At 62.2% G+C, this 13,890-nt stretch carries 17 protein-coding genes and 2 pseudogenes; 5 read left to right on the top strand and 14 right to left on the bottom strand.

Annotation, left to right across the window (positions count from 1 at the left end; genetic code table 11):
• Nucleotides 1-6 precede the first annotated feature (6 nt).
• The 13 genes and pseudogenes from AQZ52_RS05380 to AQZ52_RS18725 form a co-directional block, all read right to left on the bottom strand.
• Nucleotides 7-1,788: a relaxase/mobilization nuclease domain-containing protein gene (locus AQZ52_RS05380; RefSeq protein ID WP_067909477.1), complete on the bottom strand. Its 1,782-nt coding sequence runs from the start codon at nucleotides 1,786-1,788 to the stop codon at nucleotides 7-9.
• A gap of 247 nt (nucleotides 1,789-2,035) precedes the next feature.
• Nucleotides 2,036-2,752, bottom strand: coding sequence for a lytic transglycosylase domain-containing protein (locus AQZ52_RS05375; protein WP_067907067.1), 717 nt, complete (start codon nucleotides 2,750-2,752; stop codon nucleotides 2,036-2,038).
• Nucleotides 2,753-2,756: 4 nt separating this feature from the next.
• A complete protein-coding gene (locus AQZ52_RS05370; protein ID WP_067907065.1) occupies nucleotides 2,757-3,092 on the bottom strand; it encodes a DUF736 domain-containing protein in 336 nt (111 codons plus the stop codon).
• 34 nt (nucleotides 3,093-3,126) lie between these two features.
• Complete coding sequence (locus AQZ52_RS05365; RefSeq protein WP_067907063.1) at nucleotides 3,127-3,672, bottom strand: S26 family signal peptidase; 546 nt, start codon at nucleotides 3,670-3,672, stop codon at nucleotides 3,127-3,129.
• The gene (locus AQZ52_RS05360; RefSeq protein ID WP_240481540.1) at nucleotides 3,669-4,172 is read right to left on the bottom strand and encodes a DUF2840 domain-containing protein; all 504 of its coding nucleotides are present in this window, start codon (nucleotides 4,170-4,172) and stop codon (nucleotides 3,669-3,671) included. Before AQZ52_RS05360 ends, AQZ52_RS05365 begins: the two co-directional genes overlap by 4 nt.
• A 479-nt stretch (nucleotides 4,173-4,651) precedes the next feature.
• A pseudogene (locus tag AQZ52_RS05355) lies at nucleotides 4,652-5,461 on the bottom strand (replication initiator protein A); the annotation flags it as partial.
• A gap of 18 nt (nucleotides 5,462-5,479) precedes the next feature.
• Nucleotides 5,480-5,761, bottom strand: a complete 282-nt coding sequence (locus tag AQZ52_RS05350) for a helix-turn-helix transcriptional regulator (RefSeq protein ID WP_067907057.1) — start codon at nucleotides 5,759-5,761, stop codon at nucleotides 5,480-5,482.
• Between the two features lie 144 nt (nucleotides 5,762-5,905).
• The gene (locus tag AQZ52_RS18425; protein ID WP_156424869.1) at nucleotides 5,906-6,238 is read right to left on the bottom strand and encodes a DUF2285 domain-containing protein; all 333 of its coding nucleotides are present in this window, start codon (nucleotides 6,236-6,238) and stop codon (nucleotides 5,906-5,908) included.
• A gap of 97 nt (nucleotides 6,239-6,335) precedes the next feature.
• Complete coding sequence (locus AQZ52_RS18730) at nucleotides 6,336-6,659, bottom strand: transcriptional regulator domain-containing protein (protein ID WP_082697569.1); 324 nt, start codon at nucleotides 6,657-6,659, stop codon at nucleotides 6,336-6,338.
• Nucleotides 6,660-6,763: 104 nt separating this feature from the next.
• On the bottom strand, nucleotides 6,764-7,030 hold the full coding sequence (locus AQZ52_RS05340) for a DNA -binding domain-containing protein (RefSeq protein ID WP_067907053.1): 267 nt from the start codon (nucleotides 7,028-7,030) through the stop codon (nucleotides 6,764-6,766).
• 125 nt (nucleotides 7,031-7,155) lie between these two features.
• Complete coding sequence (locus AQZ52_RS18105; protein WP_082697568.1) at nucleotides 7,156-7,410, bottom strand: helix-turn-helix domain-containing protein; 255 nt, start codon at nucleotides 7,408-7,410, stop codon at nucleotides 7,156-7,158.
• A gap of 196 nt (nucleotides 7,411-7,606) precedes the next feature.
• Nucleotides 7,607-7,933, bottom strand: a complete 327-nt coding sequence (locus tag AQZ52_RS05335; protein WP_067907051.1) for a DUF736 domain-containing protein — start codon at nucleotides 7,931-7,933, stop codon at nucleotides 7,607-7,609.
• A 956-nt stretch (nucleotides 7,934-8,889) separates the two neighbouring features.
• Entirely contained in the window at nucleotides 8,890-9,135 is a 246-nt protein-coding gene (locus AQZ52_RS18725; protein ID WP_067907049.1) for a chemotaxis protein CheW, read from the bottom strand.
• A gap of 115 nt (nucleotides 9,136-9,250) precedes the next feature.
• On the opposite strand from AQZ52_RS18725, the gene tnpA reads away from it, so the two are divergent.
• From tnpA to AQZ52_RS05305, 5 genes and pseudogenes are all read left to right on the top strand, one after another.
• Nucleotides 9,251-9,625, top strand: coding sequence for an IS66-like element accessory protein TnpA (gene tnpA / locus AQZ52_RS05325; RefSeq protein ID WP_067907047.1), 375 nt, complete (start codon nucleotides 9,251-9,253; stop codon nucleotides 9,623-9,625).
• A complete protein-coding gene (gene tnpB, locus AQZ52_RS05320; RefSeq protein ID WP_067907046.1) occupies nucleotides 9,622-9,969 on the top strand; it encodes an IS66 family insertion sequence element accessory protein TnpB in 348 nt (115 codons plus the stop codon). Before tnpA ends, tnpB begins: the two co-directional genes overlap by 4 nt.
• 62 nt (nucleotides 9,970-10,031) lie before the next feature.
• Nucleotides 10,032-11,675: an IS66 family transposase gene (gene tnpC, locus AQZ52_RS05315; protein WP_067907044.1), complete on the top strand. Its 1,644-nt coding sequence runs from the start codon at nucleotides 10,032-10,034 to the stop codon at nucleotides 11,673-11,675.
• Nucleotides 11,675-11,971, top strand: a complete 297-nt coding sequence (locus AQZ52_RS05310) for a hypothetical protein (protein ID WP_067907042.1) — start codon at nucleotides 11,675-11,677, stop codon at nucleotides 11,969-11,971. Before tnpC ends, AQZ52_RS05310 begins: the two co-directional genes overlap by 1 nt.
• A gap of 52 nt (nucleotides 11,972-12,023) precedes the next feature.
• Nucleotides 12,024-12,314, top strand: a pseudogene (locus AQZ52_RS05305) (integrase core domain-containing protein); the annotation flags it as partial.
• 115 nt (nucleotides 12,315-12,429) lie between these two features.
• Here AQZ52_RS05305 and AQZ52_RS05300 read toward each other — a convergent pair.
• Nucleotides 12,430-13,848 carry a purine-cytosine permease family protein gene (locus AQZ52_RS05300; protein WP_067907038.1) on the bottom strand — a complete coding sequence of 473 codons (1,419 nt, stop codon included), beginning with the start codon at nucleotides 13,846-13,848 and terminating at the stop codon, nucleotides 12,430-12,432.
• Nucleotides 13,849-13,890 lie beyond the last annotated feature (42 nt).

Below are 13,890 nucleotides of genomic sequence, written 5' to 3'. Positions count from 1 at the left end.
TTCTGGTTAAATGCCGAGCCCGAGGACGCGCTTGCGGCCCAGGCTCCATTCGATGCCGCCGTCCGAGCGGTGGGTTCCGGTGATTTGCTGGCCGAGCTTCTTCTCGATCTCCCGGCTCCAGGGCACGAGCTGGAAGCCGAGGCCGCCGTCGCCGGTCATGACTTCGATGAGGGCAAAGCGACCCGAGCTGAGATTGACCGGCCGACGATAGATGCCGGACAGGCGCTGGCCCGCTTTGGCGGGAATGTGGGTAAGCCCGGTTTCTGCCGCGAGGCTTTTGCCCGCGACGTCCAACTCGCGCCGGCGGAGATTGGCGAGCAGGTTCGGTTGCAGAAGGATGCGCTGGCCTTCGCGGCGGGCCAGCCCCTCAGCCACCAGATGTTCGGCCCGCGTCTTCATGGCTTCGCGCACTTCCTGGCCAAAGCCCACCATAGCCAGTGGCATGCGGTCACGCTCGACGAGCCGATGATCGAGCCAGGTCGCGCCCGGTGCTTTCACTTGGGCGGCGAGATCGAGGTCGGAACGGTTGGCAAGCTGCAAGGTCGGCCTCGGGTCATCGGGCCCACCAAACCGTCGTACCTCCGTGATCCCGCCGATTGGTGGGGCGTGTTCGAAGGCTTCGATGCCGCGCAGGCGTATGTGGTGGGCCCGACCATCGGTCGCATCGATGACCGCATAGGCTTCGCCGGTAAGCTCATTGTGGAGGCCGCGGTCGATGAGGCGTCCGACGATGGGCGTCGCACTGCGCCCCGTATCGATGACATAATCGGCGAGCGCGCGTTCCTCGCCGCGACGGGCGAGCGCCTGATGCATGGTCTTGATGATGTCGCCGCGCTGGCCTAGATCGCGCAGGCGTTCCTCGGCATCGGGGCGCAGCATCCATTCCCCCGAGCTGATTGGGCGCGCGAGACCCATGGTTTCGAGATGCCGGGCACGGCCGACCATGAGCCGGCGGATTTCCGGATCGGCGATGCCGGTTTGATCGGGGCGTAGATCGAGGTGACCGAGGTCATCGGCGGCCAGGCGAAGCTCCCGATCAAGCCGGGTGCAGCGCTCGGCAGTGATGTCCTTTTCGAGAGCTACGCGGATTTCGTGTTCGGGCTTGGGGCCAAGTTCGATTTCGGTCAGCTCTTCGGCGCGCGAACGCAGCCCATGGCTGATGTAATCGCGCGCAATCACAAGATCGCCGCCGGTATCGTCGACACCGCGCACCAGCAGGTGAACATGGGGATGTTCGGTGTTCCAGTGCTCGACGGCGACCCAGTCGAGCCGGGTGCCGAGATCGGATTGCATTTGCTCCGCAAGATCGCGCGTGAAAGCCTTGAGGTCTTCCATTTGGCCCGCGTCTTCCGGCGAGATGATGAAGCGGAAGTGGTGGCGATCCTCGTCGCAGCGGCGGGCAAAGCCGATGTCATCAGCTCGGTCGGACGCCCCGTCAAAGGGGACGCCCCTTTCGCCGTCCCGGCTGACGCCCTCGCGCTTGAGGTAAGACAGGTGCGCCGACAAGGGAGCCGCGCTGAAAGCGCGGCCCTTATGGCGGACGATGCGGGCCTTGATGACGACCCTCCGGTTGGAACCGAACAGCCGGTTGCGGCTGAAGCTGGTGCGCCCACGGCCAAAGGTTGATCCGGCATACCGACCTGCGACAAGCCCCGGGATGGCAGAAAGGGATACATGCCCGGCTCGTTGCGCGGCGCGTAGCACCTGTTGAATGACGTTGCGGTTGGCATTGCCGGCTGAGCGGCTGCGCCCTGGCCGGATGTGCAGATCGCTGTCTTCGGTGGTCATTGCGGCCACCTGGCTGGGCCAAATGGCCATGTGTGCATGGAAGAGCTCTGAATTCGCTTGAAAAAAGCGCTGTGCATGCACAGCGCCGACCGACATGCGCCGAAAAAGACAAGCCTCGTCAGAGGGTTGGGTGAATTCGGGAATGGGCTTTTATCTAGCAATCTATCAGTCGTGTTTCTTCTGCCCCACCTGACCTCACGCCAGATATCGCCAAAGCCCGCTAGTTCGCGAAGGCACCCTCTAGGCTTCATGGCCGGGTTCCCTGATCGCCGCGCGCCACAAACAGGCCGTTCGAGCGTGGTGCTTTGGCAGGGTCAGCGCCCGAGATCGGCGGCTTTGCTGCCTCGCTCGGCATGCGTTCACGTGGCAGTGGGGTGGCAGCCGCCGCATCCCGTTGTTGAGCAACAAAGAGCGGAGATCGGGTCCAGTCGATGCGCAGAATGATCGCAGTTCGGGCGCGTTGCAGGATACCGCCTTCCGCCAGATTGGGCGCCACGGTTGCGACATAGGCGCGGGTTTCGCTCGGCAGCGGTCGGCCCCTGAGCCATGCCTCGTAGCGAGCAGGGCCAGCGTTATAGGCGGCGATCCAGCCCGGCGTTCCATAGCGGTCGAACAGCGTCCGGATGTAGGCAGAACCGGCGATGATGTTGTCGTGCGGATCATAGGGATCGCCGCCAAGCCCGTGGACGAGACGCAACTTTGACCATGTCGCGGGCATGAGTTGCATCAGTCCGATGGCGCCCTTTGGGGAGGTCGCGCGCGGATTGCTGTTGCTTTCGGCGCGAACGATGGCGCGGATCCAGGTCGCGGGAAGCGCGAAGCGCTGCGCGGCTTCGGCAATCGCCGTGCCGAGCGGGTCGATCGAAAAGGACCTAGGTCCGGCAGTGGTTTGCGCAGCCGCCGGCCTGGGCGCTGCGCAGGCAAAGACGAGGCCGGTAAGGAGAGGAAGGAAGGTGCGGCGCATCGTGTCAGTCCCGACCTTCGCGGCGCGCCAGACGGCTCCAGCGCAGCGACCAGGCATGGCCAGTGTCATCGTCGCAAAAGAGGTTCGGGCGGATTGTCTGCGCGAAGCTGGGATCGTCGATCACCAGCGCGATGAAAGCGCCGGCGCGCTCACCGGTGCGATTCCAGCCCGCGCCAATTTCGGGTCCATCGTCACCGCCGAGACGGACGCGGTAATCGGGAGCGTTTTCGCAATCGCTGGGGTTCTCGGTGAGGATGGCGATTTCAGCGTCGAGCGTGAGCGTGTGCAAGCGCCCGACAAAGCCGGAAGGTGTGCGGGTAAATTGGCCAATCTGCGACATGAAAACCTCCGTTGGTTTGCGGGTTTGGAAAGGGTCAGTGCGATGTGGCACGCCAGACGAAGTGGCCGTTGCCAGCAGGATCGGTGTAGAGCGGGGTCGCTTTGCCGAGGATGGCCCTTAGCTTCAGTACGCCGAAGTAGCGGCCATCGAGGCTGTCGCGGACGCCGCTGTTCAGCAGGAAGATCTCGCCGTCCGACAGGCGCCGGCAGCCTCGCCAGACGGGCAAGGGTCGTCCGAGGTGGTCGCGTGCCAAGGCTTCTGCAGTAACCCGGCCATTGACCGTCACGTGGTTGTCGCGCCGACACACGCTGTCGCCGGATAGGGCCGCGATGTGCTTCAGCAGCGGCACGCCCCGCCCGATATAGCCGCGCCCCACTATGAAGTCGGCAAGGCCCTTGTCCGGCATGACGGCGACAAGATCGCCGCGCTTCAAGTGATCCGCCGCACCAAGGCTATAGAGCCCGACCGGCGTGCTGGCGGTGGCGTTCCACAGCAACTTCACCGGCACGGTGACGAGCGATGCGGCGGCGATGCCTATCCCACCGAAATAGGTCACCATGACATATCCGAAGCGGGTCATCCCTCGATCCTCCGGCGCTTGAGCCAGGCGTGATGGCGCTCGATTGTGTAGGCGCGCGGTTCGAGATTGACGCTGAGACGGCCCCCGACATGACGCCAATGGTCGGGCGAGACCTCGCAAGCATCGACGCCGGCTGCCTCGATCGCGTCGATGTGCTGGAGCACCTTCTCGACCTTTGGCCAGCCTTCGCAGGTGAGCAGGATCTCGCCGCCGGGCTGCACGAAGGGCAGTGTCTGGTAAGGCTCGCCAGGCTGCACGGCGCGCAGGATGTCGATGCGCGAGAACACCGTGCCATAGTCGTTTGCGGACCAGCGCACGAAGGCGAGAACGCTGCCGGGCCGGAAAGACAGCACGCGGCGGCGGCGGTCGAGGATCTGTTCGCCAACCTCGCGGCCGAAGAGAATCCAGTTCTCGATACGCTTTTCGATCCAGGTGAGTTCGACATGGGTGCGGTTGTCAGCGGACTGCGCACGGGCTGCGCAAAAGTCCGCTGCGCGCATGGCTGCGGTGTCGGTCATGCGGGTTCTCCGGGAGGAAGGAGGTTGATCGCTGTGTGAGAGCGGCTCAGGCTCGCCGCACTGGTGGGCGTTGTCGCCGGGCTGGCTGGACGGCGCGTAAGGATGGAGCGCGCTCATGCGCCCGTGCCTTTGGCGCTGGGGTCGAAGGGCAGCTCGGGCGCGTCCGGCTGCGCTTTGCTGGCAGCCTGCAACCTTGCCTGTGGCGCGGCGCTGCGATCGCGAGATCCACGGGCATTCAGCGCCCGGGCTGTGCTCTGAATCAGGGTTTCAACGGCTCGCGCGCGCGTTCTAAAGTTAGATTCTATGTTAGAGTCTAAGTTAAGGGGCCGAATTTCGCTTGTCGCAGAGCGGTTTACACCCTGTTTCGGTTCCCGATAGCATGTGCCTGCGGTTCCCGATGGCACGTGCCCCAGGGTTCCCGATAGCACGAAACTATCCACAGCTTGTCCACAGGGCGCGGCAGGCTCGAAAGCGAGCATCATCCGGCCGCCCACGGCGCCTTCGAGGCGCAATGTGTAACCCGGCAGGGGCTGGCGGCGGATGATGTCGCGCAGCTCGAACACGAAGCGCTTGAAGACCGAGAGGGAGCCGGACTTTTGGTGAAGATGGCGAAGGTCAAAGCGCCAGCCCCGGCGCTGATGGCCGCCGTGTTTGCGCACGATGCGATAGAGCCAGCGTTCGAGCCCGCCCGTGAGATCGAAATAAGCCCGGTCGATGGTGAGCACGAGCGCATCATCGAGCACGCAATTATAGAACCAGTCGGGGATGATCAGTTCGATGCCATCGGCGCGGCCGAAGCCATCAGTGCGTTCCTTCCACTCGTTGATCCACGAGAAGCGGTGCCGGCGCCCTTCGGCTGCCTGGCGCAGCGTCGTGGACACGGTGGTCGACTGAAGCCGGTCGAGCGCGGCTTTGAGCCGCTGATAATCGCGCGCGCCGGTTCGACGGCCGATGAAACGCAGGATTTCATAGGGGGTGGCGGCCAGCAGGCGCGAGGTGCGCAGACCTGCGTCACGCGCCTCGACGATCTGGCTGGCAGCCCAGATCAGGATGTCGGCATCCCAGATCGTTGCCATCCCATGGTCGGGCACGGCCTCGACCCTGATGGTCACCGCACCGGACGTAAAGTCGATCGGTGCGATGCGATGGGATTTTGAGAGCGAGAAGAAGGGATAGGCCATGAGATCCTGCGCATCCCGGACGGCGAACTCGCCGGGCAATGCCCGGAAGAGATCGAGTTGCCCGCGTTCCTGTGGGGATTGGTGCCGCATCGCGACGAGGTCCGGCGATCAGCGGGCGAAGCGGCTGATCGCGGTTTCGGGCGCGGGGTAATGCCGCTTGGCGGGGAGCACCTGGCCGCGCGGATCGGACGTCGAGGTGACGGCGCCGCGTTCGGCCCAGGCTTGCAGATCATCGATCGCATAGACAACCCGGCCGCCCAGCTTCTTGTAGGCGGGGCCGGTGCCGTAGGTGCGATGTTTTTCCAGCGTGCGCGCCGACAGGCTCAGAAATTGTGCGGCTTCCTTGGTGCGCAGGAAGCGCGGCGGCAAAGCGGCGAGATTGGGGTGCATGGATCGGCCTTTCGTGGCTGGGCGGGATGCCGCCGCTGGAGTGCGGCGGATGCAGGCCACGATGGCGAAGCGAATCTGGCAGGGTGCAGGGCGAAGTTTTGGGGTATCAAATTCGCCCACCGGGAAGGGAGCGCAAGCTGATGATCAGCGGCGCGGGCGCAGCAGGCGGCGATAGCCGCCCGCGACCATGGCGCGGGCATCGCGCAGCAGGGTCTTGATGACATGGCGGACTGAGGACGCCTGCCATTCATCGCGACTGAGCGCGCCTGTGCGGAAAAGGATGCGAGCGATGTCCAGCTGGGTGGCGCCGTCGCGCGCGGCGTCGAAGGCGCGCAGCATGTGCCGCGCCCGGCCGCGTTGCTGGGGCGTCAGGCGCTTATCGGGCGGAATGCGCCGGCCATGGATGGCGGCAAGCAGGCGATAGACTGCGTCGAGCCGGGCAAAGCCATCTGTGTCGAGAGGGATGACGGCTGCCATCGGCGGGCCGCCGGTGGCGAGGACTTGAATGCGGTCGACCGGACTCAGCTGAACCAACCCGTGGATGCCTTGCTCGTCGCGCTCAATATGGCCGAGATCAAATGGCCGAGGCGGTCGCCCTGACTTCAAAACCTTGGGCTCGGGCCCCAGGATAACCACGCTGGTATCGTCTTCTGGCAGCCAGAAGACCGATGCAGCGGCGGGATCGAGGTCGGGACTGATCGGGAAATCGCAACCTCCAGCGCTCGCGGATCTTTGCCGTGAGCGTGGAGGCCTCCTCTATGTGGGTGGAAAAAGTCTCGAAGTCTTCGTTATAGGCTTCGTTGCGTCGCAGCCACTCCCAGGCAAGGCCCGATCCTGACAATATGTCGACGTGATCATACCTACTGGCGGCGCGCCAATGTGAGGCATCGGGCATCATTGCGATTCTCCCTACAGCTCAATCGATTGCAGGAGGATCAGAATTCCGCGAAGCGCGCCGTCTGGGAAGCCTGTTTCACGGCATCATGCGATGCCGCGGCGGCATCACGGCTGATGCGGCTGCTTTTCGTTGGCGAGAAGCCGGTAGCCGGTCTCGCTCATCCAGCGGGCGCGAGCAAGGTGCGTGTCATGCATGCGCTGGTAGCGTGTCGGCTCGGCGTCCGGGTCGACACCAAACAGGATACGCGCAGCTTCGCGCCAGTCTGCGCCATCTCGAGCAGCGTCGAGCAGGCGCAGATAGAGCTTCATGTGCTCACGGTCGTAATCAGTCAGGCCCTCGCTCTGCGGTGGCTCATCAAGAAATTGCGACATGGTTGGCCCCCTTGAGCCAGGGCAAGCGCGCGTGTTGTGTTTGCCGATCGCTTTCGCCGCTGTCTTTGACTTGCGACAGATACCACCAAAATGGTGTGAGCGCGTTAACAATTGCCCAACGGAAACTACGCGCGCGGTTTGGGGGTGTTACCTTCATGAAGCCGCAGAACACCTTCGCCCTTGTCGGTGGACAGAAGGACGATGCCAGCTGATTCAAACGCCCTGCGTACCTGATCGCGCGTTGTCTCGTACACATCGAGTCCGCTTTCGGATTCGAGGCGCTTGAGCGCGGTCAGTGATACTTGGGCCCTGTCAGCGAGCGTCTCCTGTGTCCATCCCAGCAACGCGCGTGCGGCCCGCGATTGTCGAGCGGTGATCATGCATGATCACCTCCCACCGGTGCGAGCGCACACGCCAGAACTACGGCTATATTAGTCGCTCTTGGGCGGATTGCTACTCAAATTCTTCGCCGTGAACGGTTCGCACCGCGTCTCAAGTGTCACTGCGGGTAGAACTGATTCGGTCGCCCAAGCGCCAAAAGGCCCCGGCCGTTCGGGCCGGGGCCTGGCGGAGGGGTTAATCCCCCCGGCGCCCGTTGGGGCGGGACCAGATCAGCGAGTAGCCTTCGCCGTCTTCGTCGTCGAAGAGGTTGGCGTAGATCGGGGCGTTGAAGCTGGGATCATCGATCTTGAGGCCCAGATAGTCGCGGCCTTCGCCCGAACGTTTCGACCAGGCTGCGCCGATTTCTGCGCGGCCGACCAGGACCCGGTGGCTGGGGGCGTTCTCGCCGTTGGCACGCGGGTCGGGGATGATGCGCACGCCCTTGGCCTGGACGTTGAGGGTGACGATGTCGCCGGTGAACTCGTTCGTGCCAGCCTTCTTGAAGGTGCCGATGGTAGCCATGAGAAATCTCCATTCTTTCGTGTTCGAGCCCGCACCATTGCGGCCTCGATGGCGATCGAGGGGCCGGAGGCGACCGACGGCGCACAGCTTGCTGCCGCAGCGAAGCGGAGGACGGCGCAAAGCCGGCTTTCTTGTCTCGCGAGGAATGGCGGCTTTGCCGTCAGGGGAAGAAAGTTGGCACAGCGCCGTTGCGGCATAGGCGGTCGAGGCGAAGCCGACCTTCGGCCAGATCAGCCCATTGAAGAGGCCGTTTGGGACGGGCCCACAGCGATCAGAAAAGGGAGATCGTGGTGACATCGCGCAGTCCGGCAGGCAGGCATGCGGAATTCTCCGCCAGCGCAATCACCCATTCCAGGGCTCGGGAATGCGCCGTTTCCTACACCCATAGTTGCCTGAGAACCCGAGCCTCGGGGTTGGTTGGTCCCCACGCGAACACGGCGGTCGGTCGACTTTCGATATAGGCTTGCCGCCTTGTGGGCATGGCCATGATCCGAGTGTCATTGGCTCGCCGATTGGCCACCTCAACACGCCTCAGCTGGCGACTGCGGCATGGCTGGCTACGTCCGCGAATGATACCTTGGCCGCGAATTCCGGACCGGTAGGTTCACGAGTTGAGGTCTGGAATCCTGCCGTAGTTTGGGACTTCGGGCAATGGCGGATGCCGCCGACATAGTTAACGGTTACGAGGTCAAGTCGGGGCGTCGTAACCGGTTTGTTCAACACGAAGGGGGGCGCAGGATTGACCAAGTCTGGGACTTTCCGGTCATTCGACATGGTGACCGCCAAAGGCAGCTTCCGCCCCACTTGCCGCCGTTCCTTCACCAGTTGGTGATTGACCGCACCCGCCGTAACCCGATCTTTCCCCAAGGCTGGGACGCACGCTAATCGAGGAAGTCCGTTGGAATTGCGACACGCCTTATTTTCGCACTGAAATAGCGATCACAAAGCGAAAAGCATCATGCTGCGGCTACAGTCTGGCCAACGTCGGTGAGTGCCGCGCAGTTCAGGATCATCACCATGCGATCTTCGATCGGGGCAATGCCGTCGAGGAAACGGGCGATCCCCTGATTTTCGCCTATGGTAGGCGGCGATTGCAGGGTTTCATCTTCAACCGTTACGATGTCGCTCACCAGTTCGACAATTAACCCTGTCGCCTGCGCGCCGAGTTGCACAACGATAATGGCATGGCAGGGCGGTAGCACGGCTGTCGGCGCATTGCAGCCAATTGAAGGTAACCACCCGATTGAGGCCGCCTTACCGCCATAAGGTACGTCGTTAAAGACGTCTCTATGCACGTCACATGCGAAGGTGGTTGGTTTGGAACGGTTGGAGGTCTTGGGTGTGGAGCGTCGGCGGCGCTGGTCGGACGCGGCGAAGTTCGAGATATTGTCGCAGATTAAGACCAATGGCTGGACGCTTGCCGATGTCGCCCGACGCCATGATCTGACCCGGCAGCAGCTTTATCGGTGGCGTCACGAGTTGCGAGCGAAAGGGTTGTTGTCGGATGGGGTCCGGGATACCTTTGTGCCGGTTGAGCTGACAGTTTCCACCGAGACGCGTCCCATGCCTATTGGCGATGCCGGTGTGGCGGAAGTGACCATCACCTTGCCCAACGGGCGGCAACTGCGCTGCCGCGAGACCATTACGGATGTGGCGCTGATACACTTGCTGCAAGTGCTGGAGGCGTCATGATCGGGCCCGGCACGGGGGTGCGGGTGTATCTGGCCTGCGGCGTGACCGACATGCGCAAGAGCATCACCGGTCTGTCCGTGCTGGTCCAGGACCACCTGCTCCAAAAGCCATCCAGTGGGGCAGTCTTTGCCTTTCGCGGACGCAAGGGCGACCGGCTCAAGCTGTTGTACTGGGATGGTCAGGGCTTTTGCCTCTATTACAAGATCCTGCAAAAAGGCACGTTTCCGTGGCCCGGCAGCGGCGACGCGGTCGCTCGCCTGACCAGCGCGCAACTGGCGATGCTGTGGGAAGGGATTGATTGGCGCAGGCCATCCTGGGGCGCCCCGCCTGCGCGCGTTGGCTGATTTATCGGTCTCAAACGCAGCATTTTTCTGGCAGTTTTGCGCCATTTCTGGTAGCAAAGGCCATGTCGTTTCAGCCTGCATCGCTGCCAAATGATCCCATCGCCCTCAAGGCGTTGGTGGCCCAGTTGCAGGCTCAAAACATCGCGCTGTCGGCCACCGTGCGGGTGTTCGAGCAACATATCGCGAACCTGCAGCTGCGCATCGCCAAGCTCAAGCGTCAGGCCTTTGGCAAAGCCTCGGAGAAGGTCGAGCGCGAGATCCAGCAACTGGAACTGGTCCTTGAAGATCTGCTGATCGCCAAGGCCGAGGCCAGTTCATCGCCGGTGGAGGAAGAGGACGAGGCTCCAGAGCCGGTCCCAGAGAAGGTCGGGGACGATGCTGCGCCAGTGCGTGCACCGCGCCGCCGGCCCAGAGTGTCAGCCGATACGCCGCGCGAACGTCGCGAGCTCGACCCGGGCACGACTTGCTCCGATTGTGGCGGCCAATTGCGCCGGGTTGGTGAAGACGTCAGCGAGATGCTGGACATGATCGTCGCCCAGCTCAAAGTGATCGAGATCGCGCGGGTCAAAAAATCCTGTCGTGGCTGTGACAAGATGGTGCAGGTCGCGGCACCGAGCCGCCCCATCCCCGGCAGCATGGCCACGGCCTCGCTGTTGGCCTACATTCTGGTGTCCAAGTTTGATGACCACCTGCCGCTCTACCGGTTGAATGAAATCTTCGCCCGCATGGGGGCGGACATTCCCGACACCACCCTCGTCGACTGGTGCGGCCGCGCCATGAAGCTGCTTTTGCCTCTAGTCGAGCGGATCGAGAGCCACGTCATGGCCAGCGATCTGCTGCATGCCGATGATACGCCCATCCGAGTGCTGGATCGCAGCCTGCGTAATCTCAATGTCAGCGGGAATCTTGGCAAGGGTGTCCGTAAGGGGCGCATCTGGGCCTATCTCCTCGACCAGCGCCCCTGGGCCGGGCCAGCACCGCCCGGCGTTGCCTACAAGTTCGCCGCCAACTGGAAGGAAGAGCATGTCCTCGGGCATCTGCGGCATGCGCGCGGCATTCTGCAGGCCGATGGTTACAAGGGATATGGCAAGCTCTACGCGCCCAATGCCGATGGTATCGCGCAGTTCCGCGAGGCTGCCTGCTGGGCGCATTTGCGCCGTGATTTCCATGACCTGTGGGTCGGCAGCAAGTCGCAGATCGCCCGCGAAGCGCTGGATCGCATTGGCGCCATCTACGACATCGAAAGCCAGATCACCGGCCAAAGCGCACAGGTCCGGCTTGCCGCGCGCCAAACGCAAAGCAAGCCCAGGGTTGAGGCGTTCCACGCCTGGGCGCAGGCCCAACTGACCAAGCTCCCCGGCAAAAGCGACCTCGGCAATGCCTTCCGATATGCGCTCTCACGCTGGCCGGCCTTCTGCCTGTTCCTCGAAGATGGCCGCGTGGCCATCGACAACAATCCGGCCGAAAGAGCCTTGAAGTCCATTGGAATCGGCAGGAAAAACTGGTTATTCGCCGGAGCCGATACCGGCGCCGAGACCCTGGCGCGTGCCATGACCATCATCGAGACGGCCAAGATGAACGGGCTCGATCCCCAAGCCTACCTTGCCGACGTATTGGCGCGCATCAACGATCACAAGATCAACCGGCTCGACGAATTGTTGCCTTGGAACTGGCGGCCCCTGATGCAGGCAGCCAAGGCGGCCTGATGCCCACCGTCACCCACGTCTTCATGCTCGATTATGTAGCCGACATCCTCGACGAGCACCCTGAACTCATCGACGCCATCGTCAGCAATGACGATAACCTCACCTATGGATCGATCATCTCCGTTGGTTTGGGACCGGACGAATGGCGCACTGCACTGACTGACGACGCCATCGACGAATTACGCAGCATGATCGCCGACGCCCGGCGCTCTCCTGAAGAATGGGACCAATTCCTCGAAGACTTTGTCTCCGATCCAGCCACCATCGAGATCGTCAAGACCCATAAGCTGCGGTAGCAATCGGGCGGTTACAATTGAAGTTATGCAGCGCCCAATATTTGCTGCCACAGCCATGGCCTACCCTCAGCGCTTGGCGGAGGCCAATCTCGTACCCTCCGTCGGTAGCGTCGGGGATTCTTATGACAACGCCTTCGCCGAGACGATCAACGGGCTCTACAAGGCCGAGGTGATCTGGCGCCAGCGCTCCTGGCCGAGCGCATCGGCCGTTGAAATGGCCACCTTGCGCTGGGTGGACTGGTACAACAATCAACGCGTCTTCGGACCCATCGGCTACATTCCTCCTACCGAGGCCGACGCCAATTACTATGCAGCTCTTGAGAACCTCGATATGGCTGCATGACTCAATTGAACCTGCCTCCGGAAAACCAGGGACGCTTCAAGGCGACCCGCATCATACGATGCCGGACGAAGGGGGGCATCGGTTCATCCCTTCGTCAGTTCGTGACTCAGTCAGATTAGGCGGGCAGATTCGCGTCGGCGAGTGCAATTTGCCTCAATTCACGCGCGGGATCATAGTTCGCATTGAACCACAAATAGAGCAGCGCAGAAACAGGCAATCCAATCAGCATCGAAACATCTATCCCACCGAGCATCTTCGCAATTGGCCCGATATAAGCATCGGTCGAAAAGAACGGAACCATCGCCATAAAGCCGATGAAATAGGCTGAAATGCCGGATTTATTCCACTGGCCGTACATGCCATCCCGATTGAAAATCTCGTTGATCGAATAGTGACCTTTGCGGAGAAAATAGAAATCAATCAGATTGATGGCCGTCCACGGGGTGAAGAGATAAATGATTATGCTCAGGAAGCTTGAATAGAGAACGACAAATGCGCCTCTTGCCAGATAAGCGATGATCAGGGTCGGAATGAACATCACGCTCAGCGCGAACAGGCGGTTCCTGATGATAGCATGGGTAATCGAGAGCGAATCCATGATGCTGAGCAAGGTCAGCGAAGCGCCATAGAAATTGAGGCTCGATATGGTCAGCAGCCCCAGCAAAGCTCCCAACAGGACCGCGACGCCGAGATGAGGGACGATGGCATCGCCCGTCTGCACGATCCCGGCGACAACATCGGCATTCCCGCTGACGACAACCGCAACGGCGCCAAGCGCCATGGTCCAGGCGCCGCCGATTCCCGCCCCCAGAAACGTCCACCAAAAGGAAGCACGAACCCCGACCTTGGGTGGGAGGTAGCGCGAATAGTCTGACACATAGATCGACCAACTGAGTTGATAGGCCGCTGCGGCAAAGAATTGTGCCATGAACGGCTTGATCGCCAGAGAGCCGGTGCGACTGGCCGCCGGAGCCAAGGCGACCAACTGATCCCAATGGCTGAGCGCACCCAGCGAGAAGATCACCAGCGCCGCGATCATGACATAGGACAGCCAGCGCTGTGCAACGTGAATCCACTTGTAACCAACGACGGCCAGCGCGATCGCGATGCCGCCGAAGGGCACATAGGCCGTGGTTTGAGCCAACCCAGTGACCTGATGGACCGCTTGGCCCGCGATGATATGGCAGACGATATTGTAGCCAAAATAGGTGATAATCGCCACGATCCAGACCAGTAGCGCCCCCATATAGCCGAATTGCGGGCGCGACTGGATCATCTGCGGCAGGCCCATCTGTGGCCCCTGCGTCGAATGGAATGCCATGAAAAAGGTGCCGAACGCGCATCCGGTGACGATCGCCGCCAGGCTCCATATCAACGGCAGATGCGCCATCGGGCCGATGGCGCCGATGGCCAGCGTACCCAGATTGGCGTCCCCCGCAAACCAGATCGGCCACAAGTGCCACACCTTGCCGTGGCGCTCGGACAAGGGGACATAGTCAATCGAACGCTTTTCGATAAGGCTGGCGCTGGACAAAGTGGCGTCCTTTGAATGGAGGGCGAGACGTCAGGGGGCAGG

The organism is Novosphingobium fuchskuhlense (assembly GCF_001519075.1).
Classification (GTDB): domain Bacteria; phylum Pseudomonadota; class Alphaproteobacteria; order Sphingomonadales; family Sphingomonadaceae; genus Novosphingobium; species Novosphingobium fuchskuhlense.
The sequence above is the reverse complement of the archived record's forward strand: the minus strand, read 5'-3'. Positions and strand labels throughout refer to the sequence as shown.